The organism is Acinetobacter sp. G18 (assembly GCF_052660225.1).
On sequence record NZ_CP109658.1, the window covers coordinates 373484 to 399020 of the forward strand.

Here is a 25537-nt window from a genome sequence, read left to right on the forward strand (position 1 = left end):
TTATTTTACTTAATCTCTTGTTCTAAAAGTTTGCCTTTAAGGGTTAATAATTCAGGCAAGGTTTCTAATAGTAAACTCATTTGTTTTAAAACAAGAGTGTAGCTTTCTGAAAAGTGTTCATGAGTTGTTAGACTTTGAATTTGCTTCAAAGTTTGCTCAAGAAAATTAAAATCAACAGAAGTTTGTTCAAATAAACTTTGGTTAAGAATTTGCTGACAATCCAGTAAGAGCTGTAATACCTGTTGATCCTCAATTTTTTGTCTTTGGCTGCCTAATGCTGCGACATAACTCAACTGGCTATGACTATAAACTAGATAACGAAAGGCGTAATGAATCAGTTCTGGTTTGGGATTGGGCTCAGCACTTAAGCTCGAAATCATATTCGAGAGCTCAATTTGTGCGTTATGTGCAGCACGGCGAATTCTGCGATATTCAATGTCTTGATTTTTACCATGCTGGTATTGCTCAACAATTACATTGAAATAATCCAATGTGGCTTGGCTACTTTTTTTAATATTGTTTGGAATATTACGGAAGTTCCAGTCTGGCCATATAAAGTTAACAGCAAGCCATGCAATAAAGCAGCCTAATAAGGTGTCGATTAGGCGAGGTAAAATAATACTGAAACCTGCGCCTTTTAAGTTGAAAATGAGCAATACCATTAAGGTTGCCATGAGTGTTGCCAAGGCGTATTTCTTCTGGCGTAAGTAGAAAAAGCTAACTCCACAAATAATGGTAAGAATGAGCTGACCTTCAATACTTGGAACAAAATACAAAATAGGGATACCCAATAAAACGCCAAGTAAGGTTCCAATTGTTCTGAGTTTTAAACGGCTTTTCGTTGCAAAGTAAGTAATTTGGCAAACAAATAAACTGGTGAGCAAAATCCAGTAACCGTGCTGGGCAAAAGGTAATAATGAAATGACGTAACCTGCGGCGAACACGACTGCAATTCGTATTGCATGTCTAAACAGGGCCGATTGTGGAGTCAGTTGCTGGCGAATTTTTAAAACAAGGTCAGAAAAATCTTGAATATCATCATCAAGTAAATTGAGATGATCTTGCTTGTTTTGACTTAGCGTTTCATTAAACGGTTGAGCATATTGAAGTTGTTCAAACTGTTCATGCATGCCTTTTAAATTATTAAAAATCAGCTTTAAGTTTTTAACTTCAAAATTTTGTGGATGCTGTTGTATCCAGTCTTTTAAAGAACCTTCCAAATGGTTTAAAACAATTTGTCCTTCTTGAGAAGACTGATATTGCTGGTTATGCAAAATACATTGTGCTAAATCATGGCAAGCTTGAGCTTGTAAACGTAGATTTTTTTGAAAACGGAAAATGAGATCGCTACGGCTAAAATTTTGATGAATATGTTCATAGTGTAGATAGTTAGAGGTGGCCTGCTCATGTATATCGCGGGCAAAAAAGTATAGGTTTAACCAGTAAATACTTTTATTACTGACTCGTGATGCCTTAAGGCGAGTAAGCAGAGAGCTACGTATTTGGTTAAGACTTTGCGCGACTTGCGTATTTTGTAGTGATAATTCAAATAAAAGCTGTTCAACATTTTCTTTATTGTCTGGATCAAACAAGCGTGCTTTAGCTTGAAGTAAGGCCGATATTTCTTCAAAAATTTGCGAAAGCTTATCTTGTAAAGGAAGAGTTGGTTTTAAAAGAAAAAATAAAATAGAAGTTAGACCATACCACAGTGCGCCATAGACAAAATAAGTAGGCTGTTGGTACCAGTGAGCATATTCTCCTAAACCAAACATGCTGTAAATCGAGAGTAAAATCGTACCAAAAGAAATGGTGGCGTAACGCTGGCCTAAGGCTCCCAATAAAATGAAACCAGCACTTGAAATTGAAAGATATAAAATAAATAAAAATTTATAAGGGGCTAAAAAACCAAGAATAGTGCTGACAGTAAAAAAGAGTATGCAGACATAGAGCAGATTACGTAAACGGAGACTTAAGCGATCGTCAAAATCGGTAAGTGCAGCAGCAATTGCACCTAAGGTTACAGGAACGATGAGCTCGTTATGGCCCAACCACAGTAAACCTAAAGTTGTGCCTGTAAGTACAATTAAAATTTGCAGACAGTAAATTAAAATTGAATTCGCTTTAAAACGATTAAATATTTGAGTCAAATAATTCACGGTTTTTTTCTAAATGATAGGGGGCGTGACTAGGGATATTTAAATTTTTTATTACTTGAAAAATATTATGCGCTTTATCTAAAAAAGTCAGTTAATTTTTTAAGATTTTATAATAATTAAGTGAACTAAAGTGCTTAATAAAATAGCAAAATTGTGGATATCTTTTTAGATACCCACAATATGAAAATAATAAGTTATTGGATTACACCACAGGCAATTCGTGCTCCGCCACCACCTAAAGGTAGAGGAGAATCTGAATAGTTATCTCCGCCAGCATGGATCATGATGGCGCGACCTTGAATGTCAGCAAGTTTTAAACGTGGTGCAATAACAGCGGTGGTAGCTACACCATTATTATCAACAACCAATGCTGGTAAGTCGCCCAAGTGTCCTGTAGTTGGTGTACCATGATGTGGCGCTTGATTAGGGTTATAGTGGCTACCCGCAGCTAAAGCGGCACCTGGTTTTCCATCTTTAACAGCAGGGTCGCACGATGCATTTTCATGAATATGGAAACCGCGAGTACCGCTTGGTAAATCTGCTAAAGCAGGGGTAATAATCAGGCCTTTATCACTGTCTTGAAAGCTAATCGTCCCGATTTTTTTACCAATCCCATTGGCTGTTACTTCATTGACATCGACTACTTTTTTGGTGTGCATTGTGGTTAATGCATGAGTCGTATCTGAAACAGTTTTGCTGACCGTGCTACAACCGACTGTTAATAAGGCTGTCAGTGCACATACTGCACTCATTTTATTTAATAATGGCATTATTGGATGTCCTTATAGATATAAAGCTGATTTTTTTATTCAAGCAAAGGCTCGTTAAGCCTACAAGTTAATTTAAATAGTCACTTTGTATCCTGAAACATTTTTAAATCATTGGCTTAATTTTGAGATGGTGGTAAATCATCATTCGAATCATAAATCATAGTGGTTTTTGGCATGGGTTCAGGATCAATGGTTTCATGGAGCCATTCGCGCCAAATCGCTAATAGAACGGCTAAAATAACTGGCCCAATAAATAAACCAACTAAACCAAAACTCGCAATACCACCTAATACACCAAACATAATGAGTAAAAACGGAATTTGGGTTGCACCAGAGATCACAAGAGGGCGAATCACATTGTCCGAACTACTTACAATAAGAACACCCCATAAAACCACGCCAATGGCTTCCATAGTTTGCCCTTGAGAGAACAACCATAGGCCAACGCCTAAATAGGAAACAGGAGTGCCGAAAGGAATGAGTGCTAATAAGAATGTTGCAATCGTGAGTACCATTGGATTTGGTACACCCGCTACGAAATAACTTAATCCAGCAAGTACAGCTTGAGCAATCGCAGTTAAACCCACACCGTAGACAACAGCACGAGTTGTTTCTGAAATTGTATCTAGATAATGGTGAATACGTGGTCCGATCACCATTTCTAAGGCTTTACTTACTTGAGTTAAAATGGTGTGACCATCACGATAAAAGAAGAAAAGCGTTAAAATTGCGAAACCAAGTTTGACGATATTTTTACTAATTTCATTGAGTAATACGCGACCATAACTTAAATGGCTTTGAACCCAAGCTGCAATACTTTGAATTGTACTATTGGGGTCGGTATTTATGTCATTTAGTGTTCGGCTTATTTCTTTACCGACAAAAGGTAAGTTTTTAATGAAGTCAGGTACGCTTAAATGGCCCGAAAAAACTTGGCGTTGCAAGTCGAAATAGAGATTGCGGCCTTCATGCTGCAAAATAAAAATAGCGCATGTGAGTGGAACACCAACAATTAAAATGACTAAGCTAATCATCAATGTGGCATTCAAATTATGACGGTTTTCACCAAAAAAACGCTGGATTCTTAAATAAATAGGCCAAGTCATGTAGGCAATAATCGCAGCCCAAACTACAGGTACAATAAAGTACTTCAGGATGTTAAATCCTAAAAACATCAGGATAAAAAACAACCCAAACAATAAAACGCGCTGTAAAGTAGGAGCGTATTGATGCACGAACAAAAATTCTCTAATTTTTTAAATAGGATGAGGCCATATTAACTGAAAAATGACCTGAGGCAAATTTTAGGCAGAAATGCTAATGTACACATTTCTGCTCAACAAAAATAAAAAGTTATTTTTAGAACCACTCAGATTTATCTTCAATCAGTTTATTTAAAAGTGGCTGCCACTGGCTTTGAATTGCAATAAAGTTTTTTTGTGGTTTATCAAACACACTCAAACCTTGCATTGCTAAACTGCCATAAGCACTACGCTCTGCAATCCACGCAATTGGTTCATGTTCGATTTTTTCAAAAAATTGCTGAATATCTTTTGAACTGGCGCTGTTCGGTTTAACTCGATTTGCAAGCAGTAAAATTTGTACCTTACCTTTGCGTATACGTTTAATGTCTTGCAAATGCTTGAGAAAACGACGCGTACTATCGATATCAAAAAACGAAGGCTGAAGTGGTGTAATAATGGCATGAGCTTCGCTAACCAATTGTTCAGCGTGATCGCCTGAAAGAGCGCCTGGTGCATCAATAATTAAATAATCTAAATTTTTAGGCGCATCGCCAATCGATTTTTCATGACGCCAATCTAGGCTTTGAATCGCAGGTACATTTTCTGGACGTTGCTTCAACCATTGTAAAGAAGATTTTTGGTTATCAGAATCTGCTAATGCTACTTTATATCCTTTTTGTGCCAAAGCTGTTGCCAACGTAATGGCTGTCATGGTTTTTCCGCATCCGCCCTTTTGATTTGCAATAAGTATCGTTTTCATAAATCCAATTATTTTCAGCAGCACATGTGTTTATGTTTTATACCTTAGCATCTTTTTATGCGAAGTAGATGACCACCTTTGACAAAAGTTTAAGCTACTCCGTAATTTTAGATATGATTGCTCATCTATCGCGATGATATGTATTTGTTAAGGAAAATTTATGTCCGTATGGCTGGCCATGCTTATAGGTGCTGGTATTGGTATTATTATTACTACACTCATTTTATCAAATACTCGTAATGGTCGAATTAAGGCCGAATACGAGCAATATATTGCGGAGTTAGAGCTTGAGCATCAACAGGCATTAGCACAAGCACAAAAGAGAAGTGTGAATACAAGCCGCGCCGTATTAAAAGGTAAAATGGCAGAACAATTCGCGCCGATTTTGCCTGAGTTTCAATACTTGCCGAGTGATGCCAAGTTCTTGGGTGATCCAGTTGATTACGTTATTTTTGATGGCTATACCGATTTTAGAGATGGGGACGGGACTGCCGAGGATATCCAGATTATTTTACTTGATATAAAAAGTGGGGGAGCGCGTTTAACCAAAGGGCAGCAGGCAATTGCTCAAGCAATAAAAGAAGGAAAGGTTCGTTTTGAAACGTTACGAATTGATTTTGAAGATTAACAACCTATTTAATTAGGCACAAAAATAGACGAAATTGATCTGTATTGTTACTAAATTCCGATATTTTTTTCATCGCTTAGAGCTACCATAAATTAGAGATCTACTGCATTTGATCTAGCAATATTTGAGGTATAAAGCGATGAAAAAACAACATGTAATGATAGGCTTATTGGCCTCTTTATGTATTAGCTCAGCTTTTGCTTCGACGGCCTCTACTTCTGGTGAATACAATATTGCAAATGGTCTGTTACCGATTGAAAAAGATCAGTCAATTTCTGTGCTACAACCATTTCAAGGCAATTTTAGAATTTTAGGTTCAAAAATTTATAAAAATGATGAACAAGCTAAGTTTTCACCGATTGATTATGCGGTAAGTTGGGGACTGTTTGCTCAACCAGATATTGCTCGTACTATTTCAGTTAAACAGTATGACCGCTATTTGAACTGGAAAATGAGTAAGCTTCCAGTACCTGCTGAGCAAGCCATGCAAATGGTGTCTAATATGCACATCATTCCTGCGAGCCCTGAGATTGCTCAACAAATTAAACAAGTTAAACGCGGTGACTTGGTTTATCTCAAAGGTGAATTGGTCGAAATTAAAGACAAAAATTTAGTTTGGCGATCATCTTTAACCTCAACTGATACAGGTGATGGTGCGTGTGAGTTATTCCGTGTTCAAGCAATTCACTGGGTTGAAAAACAAAATATATAAATTAAAAAGCCTTCTTAATCAGAAGGCTTTTTATAGCGTGCAATAAAATTAATGCTGCTGCGAAGCTTTCCAGTATTTCAACTGGTTCTGTGCTTGTAAGTAGTCAGCCAGTTGATTGACCTGTTCATCTTTATTGGCTTGTTTATCATTGATGTGTTTTTCTTGGTTTTCCCAATATTGATAAAGCAAGCCTTGGATATAACGACCTTGTTCAGTTTTTAAGTCGAGGTCTTTTAACATAGTCAATGCTGAACGAACATTATCAAGTGTACGTTTCTGTTCAAACTCTGTGGTAAGTGTACCTGCTGCATGCATTTTTTCTAGCTCAGTTTCCATTTCATCACTCATTTCAGTAAAGCGACGGTCATAGTCCTCTAATAATGCAATGTCATGCGCATCGTCAGCAGTGGCCGCGAATTTTTTAACAGGTCTTTCATTGAGCTTTTCCATCACCTGATCGGTAGATGAATTTGTCTGATGTTGTTCGGTCTTTGCTGGCTCATCTGCTTTTTTACAAGCAGTCAATAATAGGCTAGAGCTGAGCAAAGACATTAAGATGATATGAGGCGTTTTTTTAAACATAGCTTTCAACCGAACCTATTCTCTATGATTTGACGACGTACTTTTCTGAAAGTGATATGCATATGTGACATATGGAAAATCAATCTGATCTTGTGGGCCTAGCCCTGTAAAATCATAAACAATTTTTTCAAACTGAGCTTTGAGCTGTAATTGATCTTTTTCGGTCATTGCTGCAATAAAACTTGTAGAGAGTAATCTTTTACTCACCACTTGTTCGACAGTACCATGCTGTGATTGCGGAAAAGTTTCTAAACTGTCAAAACTAAATAGATTTTGGTTTTCAAAAACCTTTTTCCACTTTTCACTATGGTAACGCGGTGTATCGCCTTCAAGAGGTAGTAAAAAATCGGCTAAGGCTTTCACCCAGTCTGTACGCTCATCACGCTGATTCCAAACGAGACCTAAATGTCCTTGCGGTTTTAATATTCGATGGATTTCGGTCAGTGTTTCCATGTTGTCGAACCAATGGAAAGATTGAGCGCAAATGACCGCATCAATTTGTTGATCATTTACCGGAATAGCATGGCTAAATGCCTGTAAAGTTTTAATATCAGTATAGGCTTGCTGAAGCTGTTGTAACATCTCGCCAATTGGCTCTACTGCAATAATATTGGCACGTGTTTGTTTTAAGTAAGGTAAGAATTTGCCAGTACCTGAGCCAAGATCAATAACAGTAGAATTTTCATGTATTTGGAGACGTTCTTGCAGCCAACTGACTATTTCTGCTGGATAATTCGGCCTAACTTGCTGATAAAGCTCCGCAGCGGAGCTGAATCCTTTTTGAGCGGCAGGATGTAAGGATTGTGTCATATTTTGCGCTTTTTAATCTGACTGGCATCTATAAAATAAGATACTCCGCAATCATAAATTGGCAAAACACCTATTTTGTTTCATTTTTGACGATATATGTGGGAGTAAATTTTCTTTCGGTGTGAGCATGGATAAGCAAATTATTTTTGAAGACGAACACATTAGAGCCATTTTTTTACAAGGCAATTCTAATACATTAGTTCTCTCTTTTGGCGATTTGATTACCCGAGCGAGTGGCTTATCTATCAATGCTGAAAAGTCTCTAATAAAGTACCAATACAATGTTATTGGGATTATGCCAAAACAAAAATCGTGGTTCCCAAAAGCCAGTATGGTTGAAATGGCTAAAGCCATTTTGCCTATTATTCAGCGTTTTAAAAATATAGTAGGTTATGGCGGCTCAATGGGCGGCTATGCAGCAATCAAGTATTCGAACTTATTAAATATGAATCGAATCGTTGCATTTGTACCTCAATATTCAATTGACCCTGAACAAGTTGAAGACCGACGTTATGCTGAATTCTTTGATGCTGTCGCAAATAAAGACATGCAAATTCAGCTGCAAGATATAGATGCAAGTCGTGAATATATTATTGTTTATGACCCTTACTTTGCCGTCGATCGTGAACATTACTTAAAAATAAAAGAAATATTGCCAAGTTTACATACGGTTCATTTGCCTTTTACGGGACATGAAGCTTTATCTGTATTGGCGAGTTCAAGTCTTTTACATGATTTTATTGAACATGAATTTGATGAAACATATTTCTATCAACACGTTCGTAAAATTAAAAAACAAAGTAAATTCTATTACCGTAATGTACTTGCCAATGTGCTGACTTATCATGACAGTATGTTATTGAAAATCTTACGTCAAAATGATTTTCAATTAGATGAGCGTTATTTAGATAACCCGCTCAAGCAAGCGATTACACGTAGTCTTGTAAAAACAAAGCAGGCAACTGAGCACGATTTTCAAAAGCTTGGAATTAAAATTCAGTACATTCAGCAAGCTGCAACTTATAAAAAAGGTTTGCAGACTCACTCTGGTACAGTCTTGGTATTCAATTTAATTAATTTAAAGCTTGAAGCTTATGCTATAGATGTTGTGCTAGCAAACACATCGTATCTGATCCCGATTGTGACAGAGCAGACTGGAGTTGCACATATTGAATTAAATAATGAAATTTATTTGTTAGGTATGAATGACCGAAAAATTATTAAATTATTCAAACAAGGTGATGCATTAAGCTCGGATATGAGTCCGTTTGTCATTAAACAATATGCTGATTTTTTTGCATTGAGCTACAAGCAATTTAATTTAGATTGTGATGAACAAGGCGTTTGTGACTACATTGAAGGTTCAGTTCAACCATCGCAACAATTTGTACTGACCAGTTATTAATTTTAATTTATTGATTAAATAAAGCCCAAATCTTCAAATTTGGGCTTTATTTTTTGCTCAAAAAATATTTTTTTATTAATTTATTTGTATATAAAATCAAAAGTCATTATTTAAATAAATAATGCGATTAATTTTTAAATAAAGATAGGGTTAAAAGTAGCCATGATAAATTAAGCGAAAAATTATTATATTTAAAAATTAATGGTTTTTAGTTTTATATAAATTAAAGAAATATTGTTGGGTTGTTTAAAATACAATGATTGCTTTGGAGTCTATTAATTAATTGTTTTTTATTGCAATTTTGTTTGTGCTGAGAAGGGGTGCTTAAAATAGCTTCACTATTCCAAGATAATTGCATATTTATTTTTTTCTCCTAAAATGATTTTTTACTAAATTGTCGTTACAGTTTTTTTATATGCAATCATTAAATTATCGGAATAATGATGCATCGCAACATGGAAGTTCTGCACCTTTGAAACGAGCAATGAGTACTCGACATTTGGTGATGATCTCCCTTGGCGGTGCCATAGGTACAGGTCTTTTTTTAGGGTCTGGCGACGTAATTTCTCAAGCAGGCCCAATTGGCGCAATTATCTCTTATTTCTTGGGCGGTTTGATTGCCTACACCGTTATGCTCTGTCTTGGTGAGCTAGCGGTTCATGTGCCTGAGTCGGGCTCTTTCGGTGAATACGCACGACGCTATATTGGTCCGGGCACAGGTTATATGATTACCTGGTTATATTGGTTGACTTGGACTGCCACTTTAGGAACTGAATTTACTGCCGCAGCTTTACTGGTTAAGGAATGGTTTCCTACTACTTCTGTTTGGGCATGGACTTTGTTTTTTGGTGGACTCGTCTTTTTCCTTAATATTAGTTCAACGCGTTTATTTGCTGAATCTGAGTTTTGGCTTGCTCTTATTAAAGTTATAACAATTATTGTTTTTATTACTTTGGGATTGCTCGCGATTTTTGGTTTTATTCCTTATCACGGGCATGAAACAGCGCCATTGTTTAGTAATTTGACTGCTCAAGGTTGGTTTCCGCACGGGTTATTTCCAATTTTCACAACCATGCTGATAGTAAACTTTGCTTTCTCTGGAACTGAGCTTATTGGTGTGGCTGCCGGTGAAGCAGAGGATCCAGCCAAGACTGTTCCTAAAGCAATTAATGCAGCAATTTGGCGCTTACTTATATTTTTTGTAGGGACAATTGTTGTTATTTGCTCTTTGCTTCCATTTCATCTTGCAGGTCTTAATGCAAATGATGTGAGCAGTAGTCCATTTGTGACGGTATTTAACTATATTGGTATTCCGTATGCAGAAGATATTATCCGTTTTGTCATTATTACGGCTCTACTTTCTGCAGCTAACTCTGGTTTGTTTGCTGCTTCACGTATGATGTGGTCGCTTTCAGCAAAAAATCAATTACCTAAAATTTTCGCTAAACTCACACCATCTGGAACACCTATTGTTGCCATTATTGTGACCATGTTTGGTGCTATTCCCGGGTTGCTTTCAGAACAATTTGCCCCAGAAACAATTTTCAAAAATTTGTTGGGTGTTGCTGCTTTTACAATGGTAGTGGTGTGGATCGCAATTTGTGTTTCACAATTTAACTTCCGTAGACAATGGTATAAAGCCGGCAAAACAGCAAAAGATTTACGTTTCGCTGCACCACTTTTCCCTCTTACTCCAATTGTAGGCGGGTTATTCTGTATTGTTACCTGTGTGAGTATGGTATTTGATCCATCAATGCGAGCTGGTTTCGTTTGTTGTTTAATTTTTATCATCTTATGCTATCTCAGTTATTTTATCTTTTATCGTAAGAAAGAGATTGCTCAGAACTAAACTTGGTTTGGTTGAAAAAGGTCCCTCAAGGGACCTTTTTTTATGTCTAAAAATTGAGCTTGGTTCTGATGTTTTATATATTTTTTTTAAAAATGTTTTTTTTATTTTAATAAAAAAATCAAATAATGATTCATAAATTAACCATTTGTCGGAATGTTATTAATAGCTAATTATTATAAGTTTTTAAATAAGTATATGTTTAACATGGTTATTTAATATTGAAGAAAATTTTATATTTCATTTTTTGTTTTAAATTAAATCAAACTAAAAAAATATTATGAAATTTTCTGCAAGTTTTGAGTGTTTTTTGAAATTTTTTGTTAATTAAGTTATTGTTATTAAATGGTAATTTTTTGATCATTTTTAATTTTAATATTTTTTTAATTTCCATAAAATAAAATGATCATGGTTAAAGGTGTTTTTTAGATTGGTTACTTTTTTATTATAAAAAAGATGAGAAATTGATTATTTTTTCTCTGCTTGTTTATTTTAAAATGTTCTAAATTACCTTGCTCTGTGCTATATTTACTTAAAGATTTTATGTCTATATGAAAGCATCAATTATCTGCTTGAGTACCGATATAAAGCTTGCAGTATTAATGAACAATTTTTATTTAAAAAGACTAATGGAGGGATCTATCGATTAGTCAAAAATAATTTTATGGACTTATGGTTTTTCGGTTTATGAACCCGAGTTCTTTTTAACTCCCAAACGGTTGTATCACCTCTTTTGTACTTATTTCCAATCGGCTTGTTTGAGTTGGTTGCGGTGGACTTTTGCTTTTATAAAGACGTTTTTATAAACAGCAGATGAGGCAAAAGAAAGATTGTAAAAGATATCGATATATAAAAGTAAATCGTACTTTTGATATCACAAGATGGAATTTAAAAGGTCTGAAGCTTTAGAAGAGCTGAAGATTTTATAAATAAATCAAGACATTGTTATTGCAAGGTTTTGGTTGCTGAATAATAAAGACTGCGGATTTATCACATCTGAGTCTGTATAGGTAAATAGGAAAAAAGATGTCAGATCTTTCATACGTAAACGAACATAGCGATGCATGGCAAACTTACTTGGCACAAATTGACCGTGTTGCTCCGTACTTAGACCACTTAGCTGAGTTTATCGACACTTTAAAACGTCCAAAGCGTGCGCTTATTGTTGACGTGCCAATCGTAATGGATGACGGTTCTATTCAGCACTTTGAAGGCTACCGTGTACAACACAACTTGTCTCGTGGTCCTGGTAAAGGTGGTGTACGTTACCATCCAAACGTTGATTTAAATGAAGTGATGGCGTTATCTGCATGGATGACAATTAAAACTGCTGTTTTGAACTTGCCATTTGGCGGTGCAAAAGGTGGTATCCGTGTTGACCCACGTAAACTTTCAAATCGTGAATTAGAACGTTTAACTCGCCGTTATACGACTGAAATCGGTCACATTATCGGGCCTCAAAAAGATATCCCAGCTCCAGACGTTGGTACAAATGCCAATATCATGGGTTGGATGATGGATACTTACTCTACAAGCCAAGGTTATACAGTAACTGGTGTTGTAACTGGTAAGCCAGTTCACTTAGGTGGCTCTTTAGGTCGTGTTAAAGCGACTGGTCGCGGTGTATTCGTTACAGGTCGCGAAGTAGCTGCAAAAATCAATTTACCAATTGAAGGCGCGAAAATCGCTGTTCAAGGTTTTGGTAACGTAGGTAGTGAAGCTGCTTTCTTGTTTGTTGAATCAAAAGCAAAAATCACTCACGTTCAAGATCACACTGGCACAATTTTCAATGCTGACGGTATTGATCTTGTTGCATTACGTGAACACGTAAATGCAAACCAAGGTGGTGTTGGTGGTTTCGCTGGCGCGCAAGCAATTGCTGATGAAGATTTCTGGACTGCAGATGTAGACATCATTATTCCTGCTGCGTTAGAAGGTCAAATCACAGTTGAACGTGCTGAAAAAATTAAAGCTAAGTTGATTTTAGAAGGCGCGAACGGCCCGACTTATCCTAAAGCTGAAGATATTTTAGTTGAGCGTGGCATTGTTGTGGTTCCTGACGTGGTATGTAACGCCGGCGGTGTAACTGTAAGTTACTTCGAATGGGTTCAAGACATGGCGAGCTACTTCTGGACCGAAGAAGAAATCAACGAGCGTTTAGACAAGTTGATGGTTCAAGCTATGCATGACGTTTGGAATACAGCAAACAGCAATGCTTGTACTTTACGTACAGCAGCTTACATCTTGGCATGTGAGCGTATCTTAAAAGCTCGTAAAGAACGCGGTATTTTCCCAGGCTAATCTGAGGAAATTACCTTTTAGAAAAAGTGGGCTGAGCAAATATAAAGGATGTATAGGGTTATTTGTTCAGTCCCTTTTTCTAAATAAATTAAATGAAAGACAGTAAGACAGATTAAATAAATTAAATAGATACTGAGGTAAGCATGGAACAGCCAATTTCTGTAACTCGAAGCAACTTTAATGACTGGATGGTTCCAGTTTTTGCACCGGCAAATTTCATTCCGGTACGTGGTGAAGGTTCACGTATTTGGGATCAAGAAAATAAAGAATATATCGATTTTGCAGGCGGGATTGCAGTAAACGCATTAGGTCATGCGCATCCAGTGGCAGTAAATGCATTAATAGAACAAGCAACAAAACTTTGGCATGTAGGTAACGGTTATACCAATGAACCCGTTCTACGCCTTGCTAAACAACTCACTGAACAAACATTTGCAGATAAAGTATTCTTCTGTAACTCAGGTGCAGAAGCGAATGAAGCAGCATTAAAGCTTGCTCGTAAAGTTGGACTCGACAGCGGTGTTGCAGGCAAAAGTGGCATTGTGGCATTTAATAATGCTTTCCACGGCCGTACTTTATTTACCGTTTCAGCAGGTGGTCAGCCAAAATATTCACAAGACTTTGCACCACTTCCAAACGGCATTAGCCATGTTGCTTACAATGATTTAGAAGCTGCAAAAGCGGTGATTAATGAGCAAACATGTGCAGTCATTGTTGAACCGATCCAAGGTGAAGGCGGTGTTATTCCTGCTGACATCGAATTTTTAAAAGGTTTACGTGCGCTCTGTGATGAGTTTGGTGCCTTACTTATTTTTGATGAAGTACAAACAGGTGTAGGCCGTACAGGTTCACTTTATGCCTACATGAACTATGGTGTTACACCAGATGTGTTAACCACTGCAAAAGCACTAGGTGGAGGTTTCCCAGTCGGTGCAATGTTAACAACTGATAAATTTGCGCCGCATTTTTCAGTGGGTACACATGGTACGACTTATGGTGGTAACCCGTTAGCAAGTGCGGTTGCTGGTGCTGTATTCGAATTTATTAATACACCAGAAGTGCTTGAGGGTGTAAAACACCGTCATCAATATTTCCTTGATGCATTAAATACTTTAAATGCTGAATATCAAGTTTTTGATGAAATTCGTGGTCAAGGTTTATTGATTGGCTGTGTATTAAAAGCTGAATATGCAGGTAAAGCAAAAGACATTACAACTTGGGCAGGCGAACAAGGACTACTCGCTTTAATCGCAGGACCTAACGTGGTTCGTTTTACTCCTTCTCTGATTATTCCTGAACAAGATATTGATGAAGGAATTGCTCGTTTAAAAAGAGCTTTGGCAAAGTTGGCTAAATAAAAAAAAGGAAAGCTAGCCATGATGATTGTCCGTCATGCCGAGTTTCGAGACCTTGAAGATATTTATAAATTAGCAGGTAAGTCAGGTGTTGGCCTGACTTCCTTGCCACAAAATATGGATACGCTTTCGGCTCGAATTTCACGTACTCGCAATACTTTAAATGGTAATGTCCATAAGAGCGAACAAGGTTATTTGTTTGTTCTTGAAGATACAGAAGCTCAACGTGTTATTGGGGTAAGTGCAATTGAGGTTGCTGTAGGTTTAATTGAGCCTTGGTACAACTTTCACGTGGGTACTCAAGTTCACGCTTCAAAAGCATTAAATGTCTATAAAGCATTACCGACTCTATTTTTAAGTAATGACAGAACCGGAAGTAGTGAGCTCTGTACATTATTTTTAGATCCGGAACGTCGTGAGAACCAAAACGGTAAATTCTTATCAAAAATCCGTTTTATGTTTATCGCAGCATTTAAGCAATATTTTGAGAAAAAACTTATTGCTGAAATGCGTGGTTTCTCTGATGAAAATGGATGTTCACCTTTCTGGGATGCGATTGGCCACCATTTCTTCAATATGGATTTCTCAACTGCAGACTATTTAAGTGGAATTGGCCAAAAAGTTTTTATTGCGGAACTTATGCCACGTTTTCCAGTTTATGTAGACCTTTTACCAAAGGCTGCACAAGAAGTGATTGGAAAAATGCATCCACATACTTTGCCTGCTTATCATGTGCTTGAGTCAGAAGGCTTACGTTATCAAGGATATGTCGATATTTTTGATGCGGGTCCAACCATTGAAGCTAATATTGATGAGTTACGCGCAGTTAAAGAAAGCCAATTTTTAACAGTCAAAATTACAAATGAAACAACAGTAGGTAAAACACAATACCTTGTTGCCAATGATAATTATCACGACTATCGAGCCATGTTAATGAAGCTTGATCTCGTAGATAGCACTCTAAATTTAACCCATGAACAAGCTGAAAAACTCGGCGTACAAGAAGGTCACGCTGTTCGTGTGTTATCACTAAATCCTATGGAAGTATCCTGATGTCAAACTCTTTATTTATAAACGGTGTCTGGTTACAAGGCAGCGGTACAACATTTGTAAAAATAAATCCGGTTGATAACCAAACTGTATGGTCAGGTGCTGAAGCTACGGCTGCTGATGTTGAGAAAGCTTGCCAAGCTGCACGTACAGCATTTCCTGCATGGGCGCGTTTACCTTTTGCAGAGCGCGTTGCGATTGTAGAGAAGTTTGCAAAGCTGCTTGAAGAAAATAAAAAACATTTAGCAGAAGTCATTAGCCAAGAAACCAGTAAACCCTTTTGGGAAACGTTAACTGAAGTTCAATCTATGATTGGCAAAGTTGCGATTTCGATTCGTGCTTATCACCAGCGGACTGGCGAAAGCTCAACTAAAATGGCAGATGGTGTGGCATCTTTACGTCACCGCCCACATGGTGTGCTTGCAGTTTTTGGTCCATATAACTTCCCGGGCCATTTACCAAACGGACATATTGTTCCTGCATTACTTGCAGGCAACGCAGTTGTATTTAAACCAAGTGAATTAACACCTTGGACTGCTGAAGAAACTGTAAAACTTTGGCAACAAGCTGGTTTGCCAAATGGTGTAATGAACTTAGTTCAAGGTGGTCGTACTACTGGCGAAGCGTTGGCTGCTTCACATGAAATTGATGGTCTATTGTTTACCGGAAGTGCAAACACTGGTTATCACTTGCATAAGCAAATGGCAGGTGCACCTGAGAAAATTCTTGCACTTGAAATGGGTGGTAATAATGCATTGATTATCGATGAAATTGTTGATGTCGATGCGGTAGTTAATCTGGCTATTCAATCTGCATTTGTTTCGGCGGGTCAGCGTTGTACATGTGCACGCCGCATCTTGGTAAAAAATGGTGTAGAAGGTGATGCATTTATTCAACGTTTCGTTGAAGTTGCTAAAAACCTGAAAGTGGGTCGCTGGAATGATGAACAACAACCATTTATGGGGGGTGTAATTTCATCAGTTGCTGCAACAAACATGATGAATGCTCAGCAAAAGTTACTTGAACTGGGTGCAAAAAGTTTATTAGCAATGACTCGTCCACAAGAAGACAGTTCGCTACTGACTCCGGGCATTGTTGATGTAACAGGTGTGGCTGGTATTCCAGATGAAGAATATTTTGGCCCGCTTACGACCATTCAACGTTATGACAGCTTTGATGAAGCATTGAAAATTGCTAATGCAACACGTTTCGGCTTGTCAATTGGTTTGGTTTCTCCAAAACGTGAACTGTTTGATGACTTACTCATTGAAGCACGTGCCGGTATTGTGAACTGGAATAAGCCATTAACAGGTGCTTCAAGTGCCGCACCATTTGGTGGTGTTGGAGCTTCAGGCAACCATCGTGCAAGTGCATTTTATGCTGCTGACTACTGCGCTTGGCCAATGGCTTCACTTGAAAGTGAAAGCTTAAGTTTGCCAGAAAAATTATCTCCAGGGATTGTGTTGCCTTAAACACTAGGGAAAGAAAAAATGAAAGGATATGAAGTAAATTTCGATGGTTTAGTGGGACCAACACATCACTATGCGGGTTTGTCTTTTGGTAATGAAGCATCAACCAAAAACCGCAATAATACCTCGAACCCAAAATTAGCGGCGAAACAAGGCTTATTAAAAATGAAAGCCTTGGCTGATATGGGAATGAAACAAGGTGTACTTGCTCCGCATGAACGTCCACATGTTCCAATGTTACGCCGTTTAGGTTTTACAGGAGATGACATTAGTGTTGTGGCTCAAGCAATGCGTCATTCGCCTGAACTGTTATCATCTTTAAGCTCAGCTTCTCCAATGTGGACTGCAAATGCTGCGACAGTTTCACCTTCGGCTGATAGCCAAGATGAGCGCGTGCATTTTACTGCGGCTAACCTGAACAATAAATTTCACCGTTCAATTGAAGCTGAAACTACAAGCCAAGTTTTACAAGCCATCTTTAAAAATGAACGTCATTTTGTACACCACGAAGCTTTACCACAAGTGGCTTTGTTCGGTGATGAAGGGGCAGCAAATCACAATCGTTTAGGTGGTGATTATGCTAAGCGCGGTATTCAGGTGTTTGTTTATGGTCAACAACATTTAAATAATGGCTTACCGGGACCAAAGCGCTATCCAGCACGTCAAACGCGCGAGGCAAGTGAAGCTATTGCACGTTTGCATCGTTTAGATGATGCACACACTGTTTTTGTTCAGCAAAATCCGGATGTAATTGATCAGGGTGTTTTCCATAACGATGTGATCGCAGTAAGTAACCAACAGGTTTTATTCCACCATCAACATGCTTTCTTAAATCAAGATCAAGCTTTTGCTGAAATTCGTCAAAAAATGGCAAGCATTGGTGAAGAATTTATTTCGATTGAAGTACCTGAAAACCGCGTTACTGTAGACGATGCTGTTGCTACTTATTTGTTTAATAGCCAGATTTTGACTCGTCCAGATGGTGGTATGACGATTGTTGTGCCAGAAGAATCTCGTCAAAATGCAGCAGTGTGGGGCTATTTAAATGACATGATTCAAATGGGCACACCAATTGATGCGATTCAGGTATATGACTTACGTGAAAGTATGCGTAATGGTGGTGGACCAGCATGTTTGCGTTTACGTGTGGCTTTGAACGAAACTGAATTAAATGCTGTAAATCCAAAAGTATTAATGAATGATCAATTGTTTGGAACGCTCAATCAATGGGTTGATAAACATTATCGCGATCGTTTAGCGCAAGAAGATTTAGCAGATCCGCATTTGCTTATGGAAAGCCGTATGGCGCTTGATGAACTCACCAAAATTTTAGGTTTGGGTTCGGTTTATCCTTTCCAAAAATAATGAGGAGGTGACATGCAAGATTTTCTAGCATTAACCTTACAGGGTGAGCAGCCTACAACTCGCGAAGGAAAGCAAGAAAACTTTTCTTGGCGTTGGCTAGGTGAAGGACTTCTTGAATGTACGCCACATGTACAGTACGACAAAGCTGTCGTACTGTCAGCTGGGGTACATGGTAATGAAACAGCACCAATTGAGTTGTTGTCTCAACTTTGCACCGATTTATTTGCAGGGCGTTTAAACCTTGCTGTGAGGTTGCTGCTTGTATTGGGTAATCCGTATGCAATGCGCAAAGGCACGCGCTATGTATATGATGATGTAAACCGAATGTTTTGTGGTGGGTATAAAACTCTACCTGTAACAGAAGAGTCTAAGCGAGCTGAGGTTTTAGAGCAGGCAGTTGCTACTTTTTTTAAAGAAAGTGAGAGTAATGCTAAGCGCTATCACTATGATTTGCACACCGCAATTCGTGCTTCTTTGTTAGCCACTTTTGCTTTATTGCCTTATCAAACGCATGACTATGATGCTGATTTGACAGCGAGTCTTGAAGCTGCCGATTTAGATGCTCTGGTTTATCATCGTGCTGCGGGTAAAACATTTACACATTTTACCAGTGAGAGCTTTAAAGCTGCGAGCGCAACCTTAGAGTTAGGTAAAGCCTTGCCATTTGGACAAAATGACTTAAGTCAGTTTGCTGCAATTGATGAAGTCATTCGTAATGTGGTTTCTGAACAAGTTTTACCGACGCGACATAAATCGAAAATTCGAGTGTTTCAGGTGTCTGATTCTTTAATTAAAAAAGATGAAGATTTTCAAATGAACTTATCGGCTGAGGCTCCAAACTTTTCGACATTTACGAAAGGTGAAATCATTACCATGCAACCTTCTGGGAATTATGTGGTTGAGCAAGATCAAGTCTGGATTTTATTTCCAAACCCAAATGTGAAAATTGGTTTGCGCGCTGGTTTGGTTTTAACTGAAACTCTTTAAATAACTGATTTAAAGTAAATAAAAAAGGGCAATTGATTGCCCTTTTTTATTGCTAGCTTTAATTAGTTAGTACCGAAAAGACCTTTCATGAAAGATTTCTTTTCAGTTTTTTGGGTAGAGCCTTGAGCACCTGCATTTAAGTTTGCATTTGCACTAACTCCAACTGGGGCAACATTAACACCAACGTTTACACCTGTTTGAGCGTTAATCGCGTGCGCTGATTGAGCTGCATTTAATTTTGCTTGAGCATCAGCTTTGGTGTCAGCCACGAATTCTTTTTGCTCAGCTTGATTTTGAGCTACGCGAGCTTTAACTGCATCTACACGTGCTTGAGCATTGGCTTGTTTTTCAGCAGTAAACTCTTTTTGTTCAGCTTCATGTGCTGCTACTTTAGTTTTTACCGCATTTAAATGTGCTTTTGTATCAGCTTTCGCTTCAACGGCTAGATTTTTAGTACCGTTTGCAGCTTTAGTCTCTACATTTTTAGTACCTGTAGCAGCTTCGGTAGCAAAGTGTTTTGTACCATTTGCAGCTTTAGAAGAAAGTTCAGTCACTTTTCCAGTTGTTTTTTTAGTTGCTCTAACTGTAGTGTCAGCAGCAACATGACCAGCATGCTTTGCTGTGCTACCTACAGTGTGTGCAGTACTTTTGACTGTGTTGGCTACGCCACTAACAAGACCACCCGGTTGTACATTTACTTGAGCAGAAGCATCTGCATTAATGCCCGCACTTTGTGCAAAAATAGAAGCAGAAGCAAGAACACTTGCAGTAACGATAGCTGTTTTCATCATTTTCATTGCGATATCCTTCAAAGAATATACCTTTTTAGTGAGGTATTTCATAAACGCAATCGCATCATAGTCAAACCTTGCTTTGCTTAGGAATAGACTTCATCAAAACCTTACAACAGTATTACAGTCACTAAACAGATGAGGGAGAAATTGTGGAGAAAAGAAAATATTAATAATAAAGTGAAATAGATATCGATATTTGACTGTTTAAAAAGCTAATAAAAAATAACTTCTCTCATTTTTTAGAAATACAAATATTTAAACTTATTCAACACGACCATTTTTTTATATCTATAAAGAAGATTTCCTTTTCTTTTTTTAATCGAGATAACGGCATAGTTATTGCTTATTATGAGAATAAAGTGCTTTTTGGCACTTTTTTGAACCATATTCTGCCAGAAATATAAATGCACAGGGCAGAACAGTATTTTTGTTTATTCGGGAAAAAGAATTTTAGTGTTCCTCGGGCTTACATGTTTTATGAAATGAAATTTCACATGACATATATCCCAAGAAATAGCGCTTTATTTCGAATAATCAAAAATAAATAGAGATGTCTATAAACAAAAAAACAGAGATCTTAAATGATGAAAATTATTGCTTCCCTTGTCGTATTACTCGGCTTAGTCGCCGTTGTTCTCTATTTTAAGCCATCAAGCGGTGCATCAGATGTGATGAATTCTACTTTGCACAAGTCGAATTCATCGCAATCAGACACTTCATCTTTACATTCCCAACTTAAGGAGCCTGCTCAACCTAAAAATGTATCTTTAAATTCTACTCAACCTAAACCAGTATCCTCAGATACTGTTCCTTTATATGACACAAAAAGTGATCTTTCTATTCAACCGATTGATCCAGAAAAAGATCCTGCTAATGAAATTAAAACACTTTAAATAATCTAGTTTTCTTTATCCAAGAAATACTGGACGTTCAAATGTTCTTTACCAAAGAACTACGGAGAAAAATAATGCAAAGTAAAACGTTATTACTATTAGGTATATCTACAATATTAAGTACAACAGCTTTTGCTCTTCCTTTGGATTCTAAGGGAGCCAAACAGCAACTAAATCAGGCAGCAAAACAAAAAGTGTCTCAGGGTAAAATCGATTTAGATGCCTTGGTCACCAATGAGTCTAATGACCTTATTGTTGAATATAATATTCCTACGGAAAGCGTGGCTTCAGGTTTGGAACGACGAAGTTATATTGCTTCAAATAAAAAGAACTTACAGTCAAGGTTTAATCGTGGTGTAGGGGTGCAAGTACTTCGGGACTACAACAATTTGCCTTTAGCTTTTTATCGAGTTAGTAATAGAGAGGCTTTAGTTGATTTACTAAATGACCCAAACGTTAAAGCTGTATATCCAAACCGAATTAATCGGGCTACTACGATGGAAAGTTTGCCTTTAATTAATCAGCCCCAAGCTAATACTAAAGGCTTTAATGGTACTGGTTCTAGTGTGGCTGTATTGGATACTGGGGTAAATTATTTACATTCGGATTTTGGTTGTACGGCTGTTAATTCACCTTCAAGTACATGTCGTGTCGTTTATTCATTTGATAGTGCTCCAGATGATGGTGCACTTGATGATAATGGTCATGGTAGTAATGTTTCAGCGATTGTGTCTAAAGTGGCGAGTAAAACAAAAATTATTGGAATAGACGTTTTTCGATCAGATTCAGCCTATGATAGCGATATCCTTGCGGGTATTAACTGGGCAGTAAATAATGCTAAAACTTACAATATTAAAGCGATCAATTTGAGCCTTGGCGTTCCTGGTGTGAAATTCACATCTGAATGTAGCAATAGTAGTTATGCAACAGCATTTGCAAATGCGCGAGCTGCTGGCGTGGTCCCTGTAGTGGCATCTGGTAATGATGCGTTCCCTGATGGAATTTCGTCACCTGCTTGTGTTGCTGGAGCGGTAAGAGTTGGCGCAGTATATGATAGTAATATTGGTGGTGTATCGTGGGGTAAACCTGTGAAATGTACTGACTCAACTACAGCAGCAGACAAAGTAGCATGTTTTAGTAACGGCGGTAGTCTTGTGACTTTACTAGCTCCAGGGGCAATGATTACAGCAGGTGGCTACACTATGGGCGGTACTTCCCAAGCTACACCACATGTTGCTGGCGCAATTGCACTATTAAGAGCAAATAGTGTGACACCAACTGAAACTATCGATCAGACGATTAATCGTTTAAGAACTACGGGTAAACCTATTACTGACCCAAGAACAGGTTTGGTTTTCCCTCGTATTGATTTACTGGCTGCAACCAATGGTTTAACCATTAATTAAATAGCATATTTATAATTTTTTATTAGGTCCAAGAAATTTGAATGGCTATGGCCCGTTGCAGAAAACTGCCTCTGCAACGGGTTTTTTATGGAAAATCTTTAATCACATTTTGCTAAATTGGCTTTACTAAAATTGCTTTGAAGCTTTTTAAAATTATTTTGAATTGCTGGATCTTGAATATTAAAAGTGGTCGAGCTTTTTGTTGTCGAGTTGGTGGCTTGACTTAGTATGCCAGATGAGTCGGGATATTGTTCGGTAAATGATTGAGCTGAAATCAGGCCTTTATTATTAAAAATCCAGTGCTCAGTGACTTGGCCTCCACCTAAGTAACCCGTAAATTCGATCATACAAGCTTGCTTATCATGTTTAATGAGCTTGGCTACATTACCTGTGGTGGTTGGATAAGCTTCAATATTGGTGTCTTGTTCTAAAATCTTTGATTGAGAATAAGAAGAAACAGATTTAGTAGTTGCACATGCAGATAGTGCGATACAGCATAGTGTTGAAAAGAGAAGTTTTTGACTATTCATAAGGCAGATTCCTAGCTCTTTGTAATGGGTAGTATTTCTTTTTAAACGTATACATTTCTATGAGCGCGAAGTAATCGCGCTATTCTGGCTCAATTTTAATTAGTCGTCGTACTAGACTTACTTAACTCACCTTGTTCGATCGGAATATTTTCACCATTTCGGCTACTGGTGATATTTTGTTTAGCTTGTTCTATTTTCTCTTCAGTATATGCTTTTGCAGTATCTACTTTTTGCTGGGCAACTTCTGATTTCTCAGCTGTAAATTCTTTAGTGCTTTGCCATTTTTCACTAATTTTATTTGAGGTATTTTCAGAAGCACCTTGAATAGAGTTCCCTAGGTTTTGTATGCCTTTTCCTGTTTTATATAACAACACACGACCTAAACTTGGATTATCACCATAAGGTTGAGCTTTAGACGTTGTCTCATTTGTAGGTTGAGGCTGTGTTGTTTCAGCAAAAAGCGTCGATGAAGCCAATATAGAGCTTGCAATACATAAAACTTTTAAGGTTTTCATTTGGTTCAAACTCCCCAATGACTGTCAAAATATCAAGTGCTGATCTTACTGTTAAAAATAAACCTTGTGCAGCAATGAGATAAAACCCATACGATTTGATTACGATAAATCATCATTTCAAATATACTTAAATAGCTTATCTAAATTCCTAGAATGATCTGGAGCTTCAGGTGATACAAAATATAGAATTAAAATGGTTATATGATCTGATCATTCTAGAAAAATACCGAAATTTTACAATCGCTTCTGATATTAGAAATATTTCACAGTCTTCTCTGAGCCGCCGTATTCAGGCTCTAGAAAATAGTTTGGGATTTGAGGTTTTTGACCGAGAAACTTCGCCGTTACAGCTCACAGAAAAGGGTAAGCTTTTTGTTCTGCACGCCAGAAATTTGCTAGATGATTTTGAGTTCAATATAGATCGAATTAAAGGTGACAATCATGTTAGAAGTAAAGTCACTATTGCGTCTGCGCATTCTTTGGCAGGTTATATTTTTCCTAAAATTTTAGGAAATTTAAAAAACTACCAAGAAAAGATTTTTCATGTTGAAGCCATTAACGTAAATGAAACCGTAGATTCTCTTAAAAATGGTCAATGTGACTTTATCGCATCTTTTTATGATGATGATCTTATGAATCCACAGTTCTTGTGCCATAAACTATTTTCAGCAAAGCTTTATTTAGTCACTGCACCTAATCATTTAGGTCGTCCCAAATATTCACTCGAAGATGCTTCAGTTCCGCTCATGAATTACACCGACGATAGTTACATGGGTAAAAAAGTAAATAAGTTTCTACAAGAGCATCATTCAGATAAATTTGAGACAAACTTTGTGTCTTCAATGAGTTTATTACTTAAGGACATGATCAAAGGTGGGTATGGAGTAGGGTGGTTACCCGATTACAGTATTGAGGAGGAGCTTGAAAAAAATCAACTTTTGATTGTGCCTTTGAAAGATTCAGTCTTATCTGTAGATATTTACTTATATCGTAGTAGTGCGAGGCTCAATACAGCTTCTGAAAGTTTATGGAACTTTATGAAGGCAATTGATTGGACAATTGCCTAAACCATTTTATGCATAAGTTACATTATCTTTCATTTAGCTATGCAACTTTTGCTATGGGGGAGTTTTGATAGCACGCAATCGCATTTTTAATGAGTACGTCGGTTGTGTCGATGAATAGTTCAGGATAAGCCTCAATACTTTCTTCTAAAATGAGAGGTATTTCTGTACAAGCCAACAGGAATTTTATATTTCTCTTTTTATTGTAAAAATTAATAACTTCATTCATCATTTCTCTAGCTTTTTGAATATTTCCTGCTTTGTATTGGTAAATACTTTGCATTACTTTATTTTGCATTTCAGCAGAAGGAGTAGAGAAACCAATACTATTTTCAATAAACTGGCTTTGATAAAGCTCGGTGTTTATTGTGGCAGATGTGGCAAGAATACACACCTCATCAATTTGACTATCTTGAATAAAATGAACCGCAGACTCAACGATACTGATCATTTTAGTTTGGGTGCGCTTTTGCAGTTGGTTAAACCAGAAATGAGCAGTATTACAAGGAATAATGATACAACCGACTTGTGCTGCTTCTAAGATTTTAAGATATTCAGCCATTTTTTCGAGTGGTTTATCATCATGATTTATAATGGATTGAGTTCTGTCAGGAATATCTGGGATAGAAACTGTAACGACAGGAATATGTTCTTGATCACAATGTGCTGGTGTATTTTTAATAATTTTATTCATAGCATCAATCGTAGCTTGTGGTCCCATGCCACCTAAAATTCCAATTGCTTTATTCATGTTGAACGACTCAAAAAATTCTATAGGTTTAGAATGAGCGTATTTTTATTATGATCATTGCAAAAAGCAGATGGCTTATGCAGGTTTTATTTCTAAATTAAAAATTAATTTAATTTAAAGTATTTGTTTTATAAATATAAAATT

General features: G+C 37.3%; 23 protein-coding genes. 13 read left to right on the forward strand and 10 right to left on the reverse strand.

The genetic code is table 11. The features are described 5' to 3' along the window. Positions 1–5: 5 nt before the first annotated feature. The 4 genes from yccS to NE363_RS01775 form a co-directional block, all read right to left on the reverse strand. Positions 6–2156, reverse strand: coding sequence for a YccS family putative transporter (gene yccS / locus NE363_RS01760; RefSeq protein ID WP_191012226.1), 2151 nt, complete (start codon positions 2154–2156; stop codon positions 6–8). 194 nt (positions 2157–2350) lie between these two features. Continuing rightward, the gene (gene sodC / locus NE363_RS01765; RefSeq protein WP_004705268.1) at positions 2351–2926 is read right to left on the reverse strand and encodes a superoxide dismutase family protein; all 576 of its coding nucleotides are present in this window, start codon (positions 2924–2926) and stop codon (positions 2351–2353) included. Between the two features lie 116 nt (positions 2927–3042). Further along, positions 3043–4161, reverse strand: a complete 1119-nt coding sequence (locus NE363_RS01770) for an AI-2E family transporter (protein WP_445535718.1) — start codon at positions 4159–4161, stop codon at positions 3043–3045. Positions 4162–4285: 124 nt separating this feature from the next. Next, the gene (locus NE363_RS01775; protein WP_445535719.1) at positions 4286–4930 is read right to left on the reverse strand and encodes a ParA family protein; all 645 of its coding nucleotides are present in this window, start codon (positions 4928–4930) and stop codon (positions 4286–4288) included. Positions 4931–5090: 160 nt separating this feature from the next. On the opposite strand from NE363_RS01775, the gene NE363_RS01780 reads away from it, so the two are divergent. After that, positions 5091–5558 carry a Holliday junction resolvase-like protein gene (locus NE363_RS01780; protein ID WP_002048811.1) on the forward strand — a complete coding sequence of 156 codons (468 nt, stop codon included), beginning with the start codon at positions 5091–5093 and terminating at the stop codon, positions 5556–5558. A 139-nt stretch (positions 5559–5697) separates the two neighbouring features. Beyond that, positions 5698–6270 (forward strand): hypothetical protein, encoded by a 573-nt coding sequence (locus tag NE363_RS01785; protein ID WP_019457834.1) that lies wholly within the window; start codon positions 5698–5700, stop codon positions 6268–6270. Between the two features lie 48 nt (positions 6271–6318). Here the strand turns inward: NE363_RS01785 and NE363_RS01790 are convergent, their stop codons facing one another. Further along, positions 6319–6852, reverse strand: coding sequence for a hypothetical protein (locus tag NE363_RS01790; protein ID WP_004705274.1), 534 nt, complete (start codon positions 6850–6852; stop codon positions 6319–6321). 15 nt (positions 6853–6867) lie between these two features. After that, complete coding sequence (locus NE363_RS01795; RefSeq protein WP_148356624.1) at positions 6868–7662, reverse strand: class I SAM-dependent methyltransferase; 795 nt, start codon at positions 7660–7662, stop codon at positions 6868–6870. A 127-nt stretch (positions 7663–7789) separates the two neighbouring features. On the opposite strand from NE363_RS01795, the gene NE363_RS01800 reads away from it, so the two are divergent. The 8 genes from NE363_RS01800 (at position 7790) to astE (ending at position 19440) form a co-directional block, all read left to right on the forward strand. Continuing rightward, positions 7790–9067, forward strand: a complete 1278-nt coding sequence (locus NE363_RS01800; protein ID WP_151819067.1) for a hypothetical protein — start codon at positions 7790–7792, stop codon at positions 9065–9067. Between the two features lie 415 nt (positions 9068–9482). Continuing rightward, on the forward strand, positions 9483–10916 hold the full coding sequence (locus tag NE363_RS01805) for an amino acid permease (protein WP_445535720.1): 1434 nt from the start codon (positions 9483–9485) through the stop codon (positions 10914–10916). Positions 10917–11939: 1023 nt separating this feature from the next. Beyond that, complete coding sequence (locus NE363_RS01810) at positions 11940–13214, forward strand: Glu/Leu/Phe/Val family dehydrogenase (RefSeq protein ID WP_134262440.1); 1275 nt, start codon at positions 11940–11942, stop codon at positions 13212–13214. Positions 13215–13357: 143 nt separating this feature from the next. After that, complete coding sequence (locus tag NE363_RS01815) at positions 13358–14572, forward strand: aspartate aminotransferase family protein (RefSeq protein ID WP_445535721.1); 1215 nt, start codon at positions 13358–13360, stop codon at positions 14570–14572. Between the two features lie 18 nt (positions 14573–14590). Then, positions 14591–15622, forward strand: a complete 1032-nt coding sequence (gene astA / locus NE363_RS01820; protein ID WP_311086500.1) for an arginine N-succinyltransferase — start codon at positions 14591–14593, stop codon at positions 15620–15622. Beyond that, entirely contained in the window at positions 15622–17091 is a 1470-nt protein-coding gene (astD, locus tag NE363_RS01825) for a succinylglutamate-semialdehyde dehydrogenase (protein WP_445535722.1), read from the forward strand. The genes astA and astD overlap by 1 nt, the downstream gene beginning before the upstream one ends. 18 nt (positions 17092–17109) lie before the next feature. Continuing rightward, positions 17110–18453 (forward strand): N-succinylarginine dihydrolase, encoded by a 1344-nt coding sequence (gene astB / locus NE363_RS01830; protein ID WP_151740714.1) that lies wholly within the window; start codon positions 17110–17112, stop codon positions 18451–18453. Between the two features lie 12 nt (positions 18454–18465). Further along, complete coding sequence (gene astE, locus NE363_RS01835; RefSeq protein WP_445535723.1) at positions 18466–19440, forward strand: succinylglutamate desuccinylase; 975 nt, start codon at positions 18466–18468, stop codon at positions 19438–19440. A gap of 62 nt (positions 19441–19502) precedes the next feature. Here the strand turns inward: astE and NE363_RS01840 are convergent, their stop codons facing one another. Then, positions 19503–20237 (reverse strand): hypothetical protein, encoded by a 735-nt coding sequence (locus NE363_RS01840; RefSeq protein ID WP_445535724.1) that lies wholly within the window; start codon positions 20235–20237, stop codon positions 19503–19505. Between the two features lie 581 nt (positions 20238–20818). On the opposite strand from NE363_RS01840, the gene NE363_RS01845 reads away from it, so the two are divergent. Both NE363_RS01845 and NE363_RS01850 read left to right on the forward strand, forming a co-directional pair. Continuing rightward, positions 20819–21127 (forward strand): hypothetical protein, encoded by a 309-nt coding sequence (locus tag NE363_RS01845; RefSeq protein ID WP_077163790.1) that lies wholly within the window; start codon positions 20819–20821, stop codon positions 21125–21127. A gap of 74 nt (positions 21128–21201) precedes the next feature. Then, on the forward strand, positions 21202–22533 hold the full coding sequence (locus NE363_RS01850; RefSeq protein WP_445535726.1) for a S8 family peptidase: 1332 nt from the start codon (positions 21202–21204) through the stop codon (positions 22531–22533). Positions 22534–22631: 98 nt separating this feature from the next. On the opposite strand, the gene NE363_RS01855 is transcribed toward NE363_RS01850, so the two are convergent. Continuing rightward, positions 22632–23063 carry a hypothetical protein gene (locus NE363_RS01855; protein ID WP_198072018.1) on the reverse strand — a complete coding sequence of 144 codons (432 nt, stop codon included), beginning with the start codon at positions 23061–23063 and terminating at the stop codon, positions 22632–22634. A 95-nt stretch (positions 23064–23158) separates the two neighbouring features. After that, positions 23159–23578 carry a hypothetical protein gene (locus tag NE363_RS01860; protein WP_004705301.1) on the reverse strand — a complete coding sequence of 140 codons (420 nt, stop codon included), beginning with the start codon at positions 23576–23578 and terminating at the stop codon, positions 23159–23161. A gap of 170 nt (positions 23579–23748) precedes the next feature. Here NE363_RS01860 and NE363_RS01865 point away from each other — a divergent pair, with 170 nt between their 5' ends. Continuing rightward, a complete protein-coding gene (locus NE363_RS01865; protein ID WP_100193347.1) occupies positions 23749–24645 on the forward strand; it encodes a LysR substrate-binding domain-containing protein in 897 nt (298 codons plus the stop codon). 37 nt (positions 24646–24682) lie between these two features. Here NE363_RS01865 and NE363_RS01870 read toward each other — a convergent pair whose 3' ends face one another. Continuing rightward, complete coding sequence (locus NE363_RS01870; protein WP_445535727.1) at positions 24683–25393, reverse strand: aspartate/glutamate racemase family protein; 711 nt, start codon at positions 25391–25393, stop codon at positions 24683–24685. Positions 25394–25537 lie beyond the last annotated feature (144 nt).